General features: G+C 43.8%; 9 protein-coding genes. 6 read left to right on the forward strand and 3 right to left on the reverse strand.

The features are described 5' to 3' along the window. Window positions 1-263: 263 nt before the first annotated feature. Window positions 264-1,643 carry a NarK family nitrate/nitrite MFS transporter gene (locus B2866_RS01195; RefSeq protein ID WP_296189759.1) on the reverse strand — a complete coding sequence of 460 codons (1,380 nt, stop codon included), beginning with the start codon at window positions 1,641-1,643 and terminating at the stop codon, window positions 264-266. Window positions 1,644-1,931: 288 nt separating this feature from the next. On the opposite strand from B2866_RS01195, the gene B2866_RS01200 reads away from it, so the two are divergent. From B2866_RS01200 to B2866_RS01210, 3 genes are all read left to right on the forward strand, one after another. Beyond that, window positions 1,932-3,983, forward strand: a complete 2,052-nt coding sequence (locus B2866_RS01200; protein WP_296189762.1) for a histidine kinase — start codon at window positions 1,932-1,934, stop codon at window positions 3,981-3,983. 139 nt (window positions 3,984-4,122) lie between these two features. Continuing rightward, the gene (narL, locus tag B2866_RS01205; protein ID WP_201542607.1) at window positions 4,123-4,782 is read left to right on the forward strand and encodes a two-component system response regulator NarL; all 660 of its coding nucleotides are present in this window, start codon (window positions 4,123-4,125) and stop codon (window positions 4,780-4,782) included. A gap of 142 nt (window positions 4,783-4,924) precedes the next feature. Next, window positions 4,925-6,157 carry a cytochrome P450 gene (locus B2866_RS01210; protein WP_296189766.1) on the forward strand — a complete coding sequence of 411 codons (1,233 nt, stop codon included), beginning with the start codon at window positions 4,925-4,927 and terminating at the stop codon, window positions 6,155-6,157. An 88-nt stretch (window positions 6,158-6,245) separates the two neighbouring features. On the opposite strand, the gene B2866_RS01215 is transcribed toward B2866_RS01210, so the two are convergent. Continuing rightward, window positions 6,246-7,724, reverse strand: coding sequence for an MFS transporter (locus B2866_RS01215; protein ID WP_296189768.1), 1,479 nt, complete (start codon window positions 7,722-7,724; stop codon window positions 6,246-6,248). A gap of 322 nt (window positions 7,725-8,046) precedes the next feature. Here B2866_RS01215 and B2866_RS01220 point away from each other — a divergent pair, with 322 nt between their 5' ends. The 3 genes from B2866_RS01220 (at window position 8,047) to B2866_RS01230 (ending at window position 12,457) form a co-directional block, all read left to right on the forward strand. Next, entirely contained in the window at window positions 8,047-8,496 is a 450-nt protein-coding gene (locus B2866_RS01220; protein WP_296189770.1) for a DUF1971 domain-containing protein, read from the forward strand. Between the two features lie 198 nt (window positions 8,497-8,694). Continuing rightward, entirely contained in the window at window positions 8,695-9,618 is a 924-nt protein-coding gene (locus tag B2866_RS01225) for an HpcH/HpaI aldolase/citrate lyase family protein (protein ID WP_296189773.1), read from the forward strand. A gap of 532 nt (window positions 9,619-10,150) precedes the next feature. Further along, a complete protein-coding gene (locus tag B2866_RS01230) occupies window positions 10,151-12,457 on the forward strand; it encodes a nitric-oxide reductase large subunit (RefSeq protein WP_296189776.1) in 2,307 nt (768 codons plus the stop codon). Window positions 12,458-12,574: 117 nt separating this feature from the next. Here the strand turns inward: B2866_RS01230 and B2866_RS01235 are convergent, their stop codons facing one another. After that, a complete protein-coding gene (locus tag B2866_RS01235) occupies window positions 12,575-14,074 on the reverse strand; it encodes an ATP-binding protein (protein ID WP_409520826.1) in 1,500 nt (499 codons plus the stop codon). Window position 14,075 lies beyond the last annotated feature (1 nt).

The following is a 14,075-nucleotide window of genomic DNA, read 5'->3' on the forward strand; positions in this document are numbered from 1 at the left end:
TTTAAGTAAGCCATAGCACCCTTACTATCCGCTAACATGAGCAGAGCACTACCACCTTAGTAGTAGCTACTAAAAAATAACAGCGCCAGAAAATGGCGGCCAAATGACGGCTTAATGACAGCGTGTCATGCTGATTGCTAAGCCCATAGTGAGCAGTAAAAATTAAAAATAAAAAAAGTGCTACTTACCGTGGCAAGTAGCACTTTATAGATTTAGTTTTGCTTGTATAAAAGTCGCTTTAAAGGACTTATAACACAGCCGTTTTAGCAAGGAATCTCAGCATTCGGGCGGCTGTAAAACCACCAAGTTAATGCAATACAGAGGACATAAAAGATGATTAAAGAGATAAAGGTGCCATCTATTCCCAGTCCTGACCCGAACATTTTGGGCACAAAGAACGCACCATAGGCGGCAACGGCTGAGGTAAAGCCGACCACCGCTGCTGACTCTTTACGTATCTCAACAAACAACTCTTCTGTACCCGCTTTTTCAGGCTCACGGCGGTCATGAAAGGTTCTAAAAATAACCGGAATCATGGTAAAGGTTGAGCCGTTACCGATACCGGTGGTGATAAATAACACCATAAAGGAGATAAAGTAGCCGACAAAGCTGCCCTCACTGGTCTCGCTAGGTAAGAAGTACATTACTGCCAATACTGCCAGTACCATCACGATATAGTTCCAAAACGTGACTTTTGCGCCGCTGGTTTTATCAGATATCCAGCCGCCTAACGGGCGAAATAGCGCGCCAACCAAAGGTCCTAAAAAGGCAAATTTTAGCGCGTCAACGGCAGGGAAGGAGTTTTTAATTAACATCGGAAAAGCGGCGGAAAAACCAATAAAAGAGCCAAAGGTTGCCATGTAAAGGATACACATAATCCAATTATGCTTGCGTTTAAAGATAACCGATTGGTCTTTGAACGACGCTTTAGCGGTGGCAATGTCATTCATGCCAAACCAAGCCAATGCCGCAAACAGCAAGATAAAGGGTACCCAAATAAAACCCGCGTTTTGTAGATAAAACAATCGACCGCTGTCGGATACTTGTGGATCGCCGCCTAAGCTACCAAAAGCGCCAACCAAGATAATCATCGGTACCACAAACTGCATCACTGATACGCCCAGATTACCCAAGCCGGCATTTAGCCCAAGCGCTGTACCTTGTTCGGCTTTTGGATAAAAGAAGGAGATATTGGACATCGATGAGGCAAAGTTACCACCGCCAAAGCCGCAAAGTAGGGCAATAATGGCAAATATGATAAACGGTGTATCAGGGTTTTGTACCGCAAAGCCCATCCATAATGCTGGTATTAATAAAGATAAGGTGGAGATCGCTGTCCAACGACGTCCACCAAAAATAGGTACCATAAAAGAATAAAAAATCCGCAGCGTCGCCCCTGACAGCCCCGGTAGCGCGGCTAGCCAAAACAGTTGTCCGCCATCAAAAGCGAAGCCAATTTCTGGCAGGCGCACGATAACCGCGCTCCATACCATCCATACTGCAAACGCCAATAGCAAAGATGGAATAGATATCCATAAATTTCGTGTGGCGACTTTTTTACCGCCGCCTTGCCAAAACTCTTCTACTTCAGGTCGCCAGTCAGTAATGAGCGTACCACCTTTGAAGTTGTATTTATTGCCCATACTATTCCTCACTTATTGTCTTTATAAAAAATAAGTATTTATAAAAAATGATAACTCAAGGTACTTTGTTATCGGGGTAATGAGTATTCATACATAGTGGTATACTGATGGCTAAAAGGGGTATATTGAAGGTAGATCTATTACCAAAAGTTTGGTTTTTTAATCATAAATAAGCGCGTTTGTTATTTTAAATACGCCTGGTTTTGAATATTGACGATTTTAAAATGAACGGTTTTAATAACGTTATTTACCCCCTGTTCTCACTAATTTGCTAGGTGACTGCCATCCATGAGGTCTAATCAACACAGACAGTCTTTATCGCTACATGCGTGGGGCGCTATTTTGATCATAGCCACCTTGGCGGTGATGTCTACGCTAGGAAGTGGCGCGCTGGCGTGGGTGGCAAAGTCGGATGCTGAAGCCATCAATATGGCAGGTTCGGTGCGTATGGCAACCTACCGTATCAACTTTCAGATAGCGACGGATTTTTCAGATGATCATCCTTTTAGCCCAAGCCTACATATCGGCCAAAACCGCGTAGGCGATAAAACCAATGAGCAGAACGCCAAACAAGATACATTAGACTTTGCCAATAAGACCACCGCTGAGAAGATAGATATCCTCAGTCGCGACATGGAAAACCGTCTCGAAGAATTGCAGGTCTATCAGCTAACGAGCGCCAATCGTCATGTGCGCATCAATGAGCAGCTTAATGAAATAAAAGAGCAGTGGTATCAAGATTTAAAACCGGCGTTATTGGCGCAAGACAAGCAAGGGTTTTATAGCGTCTCGTCGCGTTATATCGAAGATGTCAATGACTTCGTGGCTGAGCTGCAATACCGAAATGAGCAGCGCCAGACATGGCAACAAAACTTACAAACCCTCTCATTGCTGCTTATCGCTATTATTGTCTCACTCGGCATGCGCCGAATGCAAAAATTGGTACTTCTACCTATTCAGCAGTTGATTAAAGCCAATAACCAATTCAAAAGAGGTCAAACCCAGACGCGCGTATCCATCAAAGGCTACCGAGAATTTGAAGTGTTGGGCAGCTCATTTAATGACATGGCGGGCACGATTGAAACCTATCAGCGCTCCCTTGAAAGTGAGGTGCAAATAAAAACCCAGCATTTGGTCAAAGCCAATCAAGTACTGTCACTGTTTTATGACTTTTCAAAATCGCTGACCACCAGCCAAGTGAGCTTATATCAGCTTGATGATTTGATTGCAGACTTTAGTAAAGCGCTGCCGCATTTAGAGTTTACTCTGTGTATTCAAAATAAATATATCACCAATAAAAATGCTATCGTGCTGCATGGTGAAAAAATGAAAGAGCTGTGCAAAAAGCTGAGCTGTGAGAGTTGCGGCATTAAAAATGGTGAACATACTAAGTCCTATCTTATTGTCCATCAGCAAGAAACCTTTGGGGAATTACGCGTACGTCCAAAGTCGACGCTGGTCATGAATCGCTCTTTTGTCACGGATGGCGACGATAATGCTGATAGTCATAGCAATATAACACCGGACCAACGCATTCAAATGACCGAAGCAGGCAATATTTTTCCGTTTGTCAGTGCCGAGTTGGATGCACAAAATAACGAGCTCATCGTGGCGCTGACCAATTTAATCAGTACCGCACTATCACTGCGCAAACAAAGACAACAAGAGCATCAGCTGATTTTGTTTGAAGAACGCTCAACCATTGCCCGTGAGCTGCATGACTCCTTGGCGCAGTCGTTATCTTATCTAAAGATCCAAGTCAGCGTCCTTGAGAGACATTTAAAAAATGCGGGCAGTGAGCCAGTTCAAGCGCCTGTTTATCAAAATATTGAGCAGATAAAAATAGGTTTGGGTTCAGCGTATCAGCAGTTAAGGGACTTGTTGGTGACGTTTCGCTTGACCATTGATAATGATAATTTTGATGAAGCACTGCGTGATGCTGCCAGTGAGTTTGCCTCCAAGGGCAATTTTAATATGACTGTGCACAATCGAATCATGACGCTCAATTTAAGCGCTACTGAACAGATAGATTTGATACAAATTGCCAGAGAAGCGCTATCAAATATCAGCCGCCATGCTAAAGCAAAAAATGTAGAGATTCAATTGGCGTACGAGGACGGTGATAAATATATCGTTATGAGTATCATCGATGATGGTATTGGCATGTCAGGGAGTGTCGATCAAACCCAACATCACGGCCTCATTATCATGAAAGAGCGCGCTCATAACATCGGTGGTGAGCTTATCGTTACAGCCAATAAACCGCAAGGTACCATCGTCACAGTCAGGTTTGCGCCCAACTTTTTTGATGAAGAAAGTACGCAAGATGCTTATTTATAATCGAACAAACTGATAGCTTTAGAGAATAGATTTATTATTTTTGCCATTTTGACTTTGCCGTTTTTGTTGCCTGCTTGTAAGCAGTTTCTGGTTGAATCATGGATTTTTTGTACCATTTTTTTTAATTTGTGAGTATGTTATGAGCACTAAAGTTTATACCAGCACATCGCCTGCGCGCCTACTATTGGTCGACGACCATCCGATGTTACGCCGCGGCATCTCTGAATTATTAAGCCTTGAGGACGATGTCGAAGTCGTTGGCGAAGCCAGCAACGGTCAAGAAGCATTGGCATTTTTAGAAAATAACGACGTTGATTTGGTGATACTTGATCATAAAATGCCGGTACTGACCGGTATCGAAACTTTACGCGAAATAAAAGCCAGAAATATCAATACCAAGACCGTATTGTTCACGGTTTCAGATAGCGGTGAGGACGTCCAAGAGGCGTTAAAACTGGGCGTCGACGGTTATCTGTTAAAAGATATGGAGCCTGAGCTGATTATCATTGATATCAGAAAAATCCTGCGCGGCGAGCTGGTCATTAGTCCAAATCTCGCCTCGATACTTGCCCAAACCTTGCGCACGCCCAGTATCGAAGATATCGCCAGTAACTTGACCAGCAGAGAGCTGCAAGTGATTCAGATGATTGCTGAAGGGCTGAGTAATAAAATGATTGCCAATAACTTAGATATTGCCGAGTCGACAGTAAAAGTCCATGTCAAACATATCCTTAATAAGACAGGTCTGCGCACGCGTGTAGAAGCGGCGGTGTGGACGGTCAACCATTTATCTAAGTAACGTGGTTATAAATTGTCCTGTTTTATCCATTAAAATTTTATGGATTTGAGCGTATGATGGTGGTTGTTTATAAGACTCTCTATAAGAGTTTAGAAAATCGAGAGGCTCTGTAAGACCAAATACACTGCTGTAAGGATTTATGATGACATCTAACTTATTTGATCAAAAAACCGCTCATACTACTGCTGAGGTCACTATTTCTAAAGACAGTGATTTGCGCGCCCTGACCGATAACTTACGGCAAGCGCATGATGTGATAAAAAATGACGCAGGGGAGTGGGTGTTGTTACGCCATGCAGATGTAGTGGCGGCGGCTTTAGATGATGAGCGTTTTTCTAGTCAGGTGTCGCGTTTTTTGCAAGTACCCAATGGTTTGGACGGCGCAGAGCACGAGCATTTTAGGGCGCTGATCGATAGCTACCTTAGTAAAGAAGCGCTACTGCCTTATGTCCCTGTTTTTGACAAGGTCGCAACCGAATTAATGAGTGAGCTACCAAAAGGTAAAATGCTCAATGCAGTCGATGATATCGGCGCGGTATTTGCCGTACGCGCCCAATGCGCGTGGCTTGGTTGGCCTACTAAATTAGAGCCAAGGCTTTTAGAGTGGATGCGCGACAATCACAGCGCTACTCGCTCAAAAGATAACGTAAAAATGGCGCAAGTTGCGCAAGACTTCGATGATATTATTCGCTCGGTGATAAGCTCGTATCGTAATGCTGACGAAGTGGCTGGCATGTTTAACGCGAGCACTGCTGAAAATAACATCGTTAACAATGTTAACCATAGCCTTGATAGGAATAGTGTCACCGCTCAATTATGCCATGAGCGCATTGATGGGCGTGAGCTGAGCGAAGCCGAACTGGTTTCTATTTTGCGTAATTGGACTGGCGGCGATTTAGGGTCTATCGCTTTGTGTGTCGGCGTTATCATCGCTCATATTGTCAAGCATCCTGAGCAAGTAAGCCTCTGGTCGCAGGCTGCTGATAGCGAACTTGAAGCCATCATCGACGAGATATTACGTATCGATGATCCTTTCGTCTCAAACCGCCGTATCACTACTTGTCCCGTCTCCATCGGTGCGCATAAGCTACCCAAAGGCGCGCGTGTACAATTAAACTGGACATCAGCCAATCGCGACGAAGCGGTGTTTGCTGATAATAGTTTCGACCCTCAAAAGCATGCCGCTGTTAACGTGGTTTATGGTATCGGCAAGCACGTTTGCCCGGGGCGCCTGCTTGCTACTTGGCAGCTTAGAATGGCTACTCAAGCATTATTGACCCATTTTAAAGACATACAGTTGGCGGCAGGTTTTTCTTTAGAGCGTGAGCAGCCACCCTTAGGTGGTTACAGTCATGTACCTGTGGTGTTAGGCTAGAGTAAATTGGGATAAGTGTAGCGTGCATTAAAAACCCACTTAACGTTTGCTAAGTGGGTTTTGTTTTTTTATTGAATCTGATGAATAACTAACCTTGTTCTGCGGCGATCTGACGATCGACAGAGGACATTTTATATTCATCACCAAAGGCGTCTTCGGGTTCTGCCAACCAGAAATAGCACACAATCCAGGCGACAAATGCGCCAAACGCGATGATATAAAAGAACTGATTGGGCTCTACGAAGGTGTAAATGAACAAGTAAAATACCGCACCCACGTTCCCATAAGCGCCTGCCATACCTGATATCTGACCAGTCAGACGACGCTTAATCGAAGGAATGATACCAAAGGTCGCGCCTTCGGCTCCTTGTACAAATACCGAGCACAAAATGGTAAACACCACGGCGATAAATAACGGCCACTCGGCATTAAGCACGCCCATCAGCACAAAACCAATACCGATACCAAACATATAAACCAACATTACCAAACGGCGATTACCGATTTTGTCGGAGATATAGCCGCCAAGTGGCCGCGCCCATAAGTTAACAAAGGCAAAGGTAGAGGCAATCAAACCAGCAGCCGTTGGATCAAGTTTCCAAGTCGCGGCAAAGAACATCGGCAGCATAGAAACCACCGCCAGTTCTGCACCAAAGTTAGCAAAATAGCTGACGTTTAGCGCCGCCACTGATTTAAAGGGATATTTATCATCTTCTGGAATACCGGCTTTAATCATAGGTACGTTGACACTAATGGCTTTATAAATTTGGTAAATGACCATCACTATAATGACGCTATAACAAATAATCCCGCCAGTAGCACTTAAAAAGCCCATCGCTTGCGTACGATACACAAGCAGTGATAAGACGCCGTATAAAGGAATAATAAATAAGCAATATAACCACAAATCCTTCCACGTCGATACTTCTAATGCGCCCGCTTTACGAGATTTTTTGTGGGTACCAACTTCTGGCCCGTCGGTGATTAAAAACCAATAGGCCACACCGTATAAGGCCATTAATAAGCCTGATAGGGCAATTGCCCAGCGCCAGCCGTCGTCACCGCCAAAAAACTGTAAGGCAACAGTTGGAATGGTAATCGCCGCCGCCGCTGAACCAAAATTACCCCAGCCAGCGTAAAAACCTTCGGCAAAACCGATATCTTTTGGCTTAAACCATAAGGTGGTCATATGAATACCGACGACGAAACCGGCACCGACGATCGACATAAATAAGCGCGAAACGAATAGCTGGGTTGCCGAGTTGCCAAATGCGAAAAACCACGTCGGTATCGCCATCACGACCATCAGGATAGAAAACACGCGCCGCGGACCAAAACGGTCCAATGCCATGCCGACGATAACCCGCCCAGGAATCGTTAGCGCGACGTTGGCGATTAAAAATAATTTGATGTGGTCAGGGGTTAAATAGCTTTCAGTCTGTAGCATCGACGTTGCGAGCGGTGCCATATTAAACCAGACATAAAAGGTGAGAAAAAAAGCAATCCACGTATAGTGCAGCGCCCTGATATCACGGCGCTCAAGCTCAAGTAATTCTTTTGCATGCATAATAATGTCCCCATTATAAATTCTGATGCTGGTAATGGAAACAAAATAGCAATAATGAGGCAGCATCGCCATTGAGCGAAAGCAGTATAGGGTGTAGTTTGTATACTACTTATGGACAGGGCGAAAGTTAAGGAGAAGAGCCGTGACAGTTAGGGTGTTACATTTTTATAAATAGTCAAAACATACAAAGCTAGTAAAAGCATTTAAAAGGTGCTATTTTATAATAATGATAATTATTCTCAATTGTGCACTTAACTGTATATTGGTTTTAAGGCAGATTGAGATAAAAATCTACACTAAGCAAACCAGCTAAGGAGTTATCATGAGTTCTGATACCCAAACCAATACCAAAACCACGAACGACAATACCAATAATATCCCTGACAATCCTAATCCCGTCATTCCAAGCCATTGGAAAATAAAACGTTCGACACACTTCTTCACCAAAGATAAAGTACCTAATGCTTTATTAACCCATCATAATACGGCTGAAGGCGTCTACGGCCAAATCTGCGTCATGCAAGGGGCGGTGACCTTTTATGGTTTCGCTGACGAAGCTGCCACTGAGCCGGAAAAAATAATCGTCATTAAAGCCGGACAGTTTGCAGTCAGTCCACCGCAATATTGGCACCGCGTAGAGCTAAGTGATGATGCTCAGTTTAATATCAACTTTTGGACAGAAGGCGACACTGGCAATAAATCGATGTTTAATAGCTCCAAAATTCATAACAAACCCATTGAGAAGTTATTTGATAACCTAGTAGAGTCCTAATTATCGTAGAGTCTTAATCATCCAGCGTTGTCCTCATCTATCATTATCGGGTGATACAGTGATTGTGCTATGACAAGCGCTTTTGTCATGGCACAATTAATAATGACGCTAGCTAGCTATTGATAAGATGGCTATTTAACCATTTAATGACGTTAATTATTTAGCTATTCAACTATGCAAACAAAACCGAAATCCCTTATGTCAGCTTCTAATAATAAGCCTGCCAATGAAAATAGACGCAGCGCTACTCATATTGAATCACAAAACTGCCAAGCGGTGATTGAAGCGCTTGCTCATACCAAAACGTGGTTATTTGTGCCAGCAACGCGCATGGATCGGGTAGAAAAAGCTTTTGCTAGCGGGGCAGATGCGGTGATTGTTGATTTAGAAGATGCCGTTGCACAAGCAGACAAAGCCCAAGCTCGCGCAGCATTAAAAGCCTACTACGATGCTCAGCATGAGGCGCAAAGCTATCGCCCGATTTGGCTACGTATCAATCAAGCGAGTAGTGCTGAATTCGCCAAAGACTTAGCGCTATGTCAGCAGCTGCCTAAGCTGGCAGGCGTGCTATTAGCAAAAGCGGTGGAGGCAGTAGATATTGACAAAATCTACCAACAAACAGGTCTGCCGGTGATTGCGGTGATAGAAAATGCCATCGGTTTATACCGTGCCAAAGAGATGGCAGACGCGCGTGGTATGGTGGCATTTAGCTACGGATTTTTAGACTTATGCAATGATTTACAGGTACAAGTGGGCACAGCATCAGCGGATATCATTGCCAATCAAATTCGTTATCAGCTTATCTTAACTTCAAAAGTCCATCAATTGCTCGCACCGATTGATAGCGTGTATGCGGACTTTAATGACAGTAAAGGGCTGCACAAGCGTGTGCAACTATGGTCGCAAATGGGCATGTCAGGCATGCTTTGTATCCATCCTAAGCAAGTCGATATTGTTAAAGAAGCCTTGCAACCAAGCGCCAGCGAGCTTGAATTTGCGCAGCGGGTAATTGAAGAATACGAGCACAGTGGGCAAGCGGTCTTTAAAATAGAGGGTAATATGGTCGATGCGCCGGTAATTGAGCGCAGTTATCAGCTGCTAGCGAGTCGTCTGAGTCATTAATAAATCTTGCTGATAAAAGACCAGATAACTTCCCTTATCTGGTTTTTTTATGTTTTTGCATTAGGTATAAGTAACTACCCACTCGAGTTTCTCTCTCTAAATTTGGTTATAAATGAAGGACGTTACTGGCGATTTTATAAAAAGTGAACCGCACAGTTTATGCTAAAGAGAAGAATAAATAAAAATAACTCTTAACATTCATATTAAATGAATGTTAAAATGTTTCCAATTTGATGCTACATGTAAATAAACATCAAATAGATTTAGCGCATGAAGCGATAAAATCCATCCATTAATCGTCATATCTTCAAAGATTTAAGCCTTCAATCCCAGCTTTGATTGTGCTTTATTCTTAATTCCAAGATTAGAGCGCAGCTCAGGCAGCAGGCTTAGTATTCACCAGATGATTGATAGATTTATCGCAACAAACAGCGGTATTACTCATTTATGGAATTATAATTGCACTTATAAAAATTTATTTTAAATGAATGTTAAGTGTTCAGTTTATCTATCTAGCCATTAGGAGCAAGATATGGGCGAATATAAAAAGTATTGGTGGGGCTTAATCGCCGTCCTCGTCATTACCTTTACCTTTTTGGGTTGGGGCGGCGTGGAAGTCTATCGTACCGCACCTCCTATCCCTGATCAGTATATTGATACCAATGGGAAAGTTTTAATCACAGAAGAAGATATTTTAGATGGTCAATCTGCTTGGCAGCGAACCGGTGGTCAGCAGTTGGGCTCAGTACTCGGACATGGTGCCTATCAAGCGCCTGACTGGACAGCAGATTGGTTACACAGAGAGCTTGTGGCTTGGTTAGATATCAGGGCGCAAGAGTTATATGGGCATGATTTTGCCGCTGCAACAGACGATCAAAAAGCGGTACTTAGTGCGCAACTGAAAAAAGAATATCGTGGCAGTAATACCAATGCTAACAATCAAGTGGTATTGTCAGATACGCGTATCGCCGCTATGAATGAAGTCGCGCCTTATTATATCGGTCTGTACGGTAATGATCCGGCATTGCAAAAGTCGCGTGAAAATTTTGCCATGAAAAACAATACCTTGGCAGATATTGAAGACAGACAAAAACTCACCAACTTTTTCTTTTGGACCACTTGGATTGCTTCTACTGAACGTCCCGGTACGGATGCGACGTATACCAATAACTGGCCGCATGAGCCATTGATTGACAACGTCCCAACCTCTGAGAATATCATGTGGTCTATCGCCAGTGTGGTGTTCTTAATCGCTGGGGTTGGCTTCCTTATCTGGGGCTGGTCGTTCTTGCGTAAAGAAGAAGACGTTAAAGAGATGACACCAGAGGCTGATCCATTAACCAAAGTAGCGTTAACGCCGTCGCAAAAAGCGTTGGCAAAATATGGCGTTCTAGTAATGGCGCTGTTTGTCTTTCAGGTATTTATTGGTGGCTTTGTCGCGCACTATACCGTTGAAGGACAAGAGTTTTACGGTATTGCCGTCTCCGATTATTTCCCTTATTCGTTAGTACGTACGTGGCATATTCAGGCAGCCTTATTTTGGATTGCCACCGCTTTCTTGATGGCAGGTTTGTACTTAACGCCGCTTATCAATGGCGGTAAAGATCCTAAATATCAAAAATTGGGCGTAGATATCCTTTGGGTGGCGTTAATTATTGTCGTCGTCGGTTCATTTGTTAGCCAATACTTTGCGATTGCCGGTATTATGCCTGCAAAATACAATTTCTGGTTTGGTCATCAAGGCTATGAGTTTATTGACCTTGGTCGCTTCTGGCAGATTTTGAAATGGGTGGGTGTCTTATTCTGGTTGGTATTAATGACCCGTGGTTGTTTACCAGCGCTCAGAAAAAAAGAGGGCGGTGATAAAAACTTATTGGCCATCTTCTTTGCTTCAGTCGTTTGCGTCGGTTTATTCTACGGTGCTGGCTTGTTCTACGGCGAGCGTACACACTTAACCATCATGGAATACTGGCGCTGGTGGGTGGTACATTTATGGGTAGAAGGCTTCTTTGAAGTATTTGCCACCGTTTCACTCGCATTCATTTTCTACAACTTAGGCTTGGTCAACAAAAAAATCGCCACCGGTTCTGCCATCGCTTCAGCGGCCCTATTTATGCTTGGCGGCGTCCCAGGAACGTTCCACCATTTATATTTCTCAGGTACAACCACGCCCGTCATGGCAATTGGCGCATCATTTAGTGCTTTAGAAGTGGTACCTTTAGTGGTATTAGGTTATGAAGGTTATGAGCATTGGTCTATGCAGCGTCAAGCACCATGGATGAATAAACTTAAGTGGCCTATCATGTGTTTCGTTGCGGTCGCGTTCTGGAATATGTTGGGTGCGGGCGTGTTCGGCTTTATGATTAACCCACCTGTGTCATTGTTCTATTTACAAGGGTTAAATACTACGGCCACTCACTCGCATGCTGCACTGTTTGGGGTCTATGGCTTCTTAGCAATCGGCTTTGTATTACTGGTCATGCGTTATATCCGCCCAGACTATGTGTTTAGTGAAAACCTGATCAAAACTGGTTTTTGGGCGCTCAATGCAGGCTTGGTCTTGATGATTGCCACTAGCTTATTACCGATTGGTATTTTCCAAGCGCACGCATCAATGACCGAAGGTCTATGGTACGCACGTAGTGAAGGCTTCTTACAACAAGATTTCTTAGTCACACTGCGCTGGATTCGCACCTTTGCTGACGTGATCTTTATTACTGGTGCGGTTTGTGTGGCACTGCAAGTCGTCAAGTTTGCTTTTGCCAAACCCTCACATGCAAGCTATCAACCTGATAGCCCTGTCAATGTGGATAACTTACCAACCAACACCGTACGTTAAAAACTAACAATCATTAAAAGATAAAACCGCAAAAAGCTCTGCAATGGCAGGGCTTTTTTTTGGTTTAAATAAAGAGGTTGTTATTAAAGAGAAATGATTGGAGGCAAGCTTTTTTGCTTAAGCAAGTAGCAGTTTGATGCTAACCTCGAAGTAATAGCCGTCTTTTACCGTGATGGCTATTTTACCGTTATGAGCATTGACAATCGCATGCACAATCGACAAACCTAAGCCTGTCCCTGCATGCATTGATAAGGTTTTATGATGGCGATAAAAGCGCTCTGATAATTTATCCACTTCTGCTTGCGTCATCGGAGCGGTTAGACGATTCGTAAAGCGGATTTGTAAGTACGAGATAGGCATGGCTGATGAAGATAAAACCTGCCGATTATCTGCAAGCTTATCCGTAAAGGTTTTGCCATTGATATGAATAATACTATCACTGGCGGCATAATAAACGGCATTGGCGAGCAAATTGGCAAACAGCCTTTGTAATAGGCTTTCATCACCCAGGACGATTTTAAAGTCACCTGTTTTTTTAAAAGAGATGACACGGTCTTCGGCTATCCATTCGTAATACTCCATCATCTTGGTCAGTAGTCGCTCGCTATCCACGCGGTTAAACTGCGAATCAATCAAGCCTTTTTGTGTTTTTGCCAGTAGCAGCATATTGTTAATAAGGTTCGATAACTGCGCTAAGGTGTCGTGCTGATGATGCAGCTGCTCGATGTACTCATTGCTATCTCGCGGTTTGCTGAGCATGACTTGGGTTTGGGTGCTGAGAGTGGCAAGCGGCGTGCGCAGCTCGTGGGCGATATCGTCTGAGAAGCGCGACAGCGTTTCAAAGTTATGCGCCAGCTTATCCATCATTGCATTATAAGATTCAGCAAGCGGTCGCAATTCACTGGGCATATCCGCTATCACGATTCTATCGTCGAGCTGGTCGGCATTGATACGACTCATTTTTTGCCGAATGGTCGCAAGCGGCGCAAAGCCCAAATGCACACTAAAAGCGGCGATAGAGACTAAAATAAAGGTAATGGCGATTAAGATAAGAATCAGCTGACGGTTAAATTGCGCCAAATACTGATGATGAACATCGATGGGTAGGGCGATGAGTGCTAAGCGACTGGCATGCTGGATAACAATAGCGCGATAATGGCGATCGTTGATGGTTAAATCAAACGGCTGCTCGTGATGTTTTTGCCACAATTTTTTGATCGCGCCACTATGAGCCGATTGATTGATAAAACCGGTTGGCACACTGAGAAGCACTTGCCCGTTATTGTCAGTAATGACGGTTTTGACTTCATAGTCGATACTAGCGTTCTGTAAAGCGAGCGTCTGCTGAGAAAGTAATTTTTCCTTTTTAGGCTTGGCATCGCTAGTAGAGATATCATTAGTATGAATAACGTCGTCTATATGATTGCTGTCCATATACTGGCGTAAATTAAACGCCGCATGGGTCAAAATCTCCGCGTCCATTTGTTCAAAATGGTCATTAACCGAGCGCTGTATCCAGACATACAGAAATATCTGAGTGACGATGACGCACAAGCTTAACAGCAGGATAGTGCGCCACAATAAAGATAGGCGACCATCCGTCGCAATCGGCGTCATA

Origin of the sequence: Psychrobacter sp. UBA3483, from assembly GCF_002377905.1 — a bacterium.
Lineage (GTDB): Bacteria > Pseudomonadota > Gammaproteobacteria > Pseudomonadales > Moraxellaceae > Psychrobacter.

Bases quoted from the DNA above. Each gene is read 5' to 3' on its own strand.
- B2866_RS01195 (WP_296189759.1), bottom strand. From the start codon at position 1,643: ATGGGCAATAAATACAACTTCAAAGGTGGTACGCTCATTACTGACTGG.
- B2866_RS01200 (WP_296189762.1), top strand. From the start codon at position 1,932: ATGAGGTCTAATCAACACAGACAGTCTTTATCGCTACATGCGTGGGGC.
- narL (WP_201542607.1), top strand. From the start codon at position 4,123: ATGAGCACTAAAGTTTATACCAGCACATCGCCTGCGCGCCTACTATTG.
- B2866_RS01210 (WP_296189766.1), top strand. From the start codon at position 4,925: ATGACATCTAACTTATTTGATCAAAAAACCGCTCATACTACTGCTGAG.
- B2866_RS01215 (WP_296189768.1), bottom strand. From the start codon at position 7,724: ATGCATGCAAAAGAATTACTTGAGCTTGAGCGCCGTGATATCAGGGCG.
- B2866_RS01220 (WP_296189770.1), top strand. From the start codon at position 8,047: ATGAGTTCTGATACCCAAACCAATACCAAAACCACGAACGACAATACC.
- B2866_RS01225 (WP_296189773.1), top strand. From the start codon at position 8,695: ATGTCAGCTTCTAATAATAAGCCTGCCAATGAAAATAGACGCAGCGCT.
- B2866_RS01230 (WP_296189776.1), top strand. From the start codon at position 10,151: ATGGGCGAATATAAAAAGTATTGGTGGGGCTTAATCGCCGTCCTCGTC.
- B2866_RS01235 (WP_409520826.1), bottom strand. From the start codon at position 14,074: ATGACGCCGATTGCGACGGATGGTCGCCTATCTTTATTGTGGCGCACT.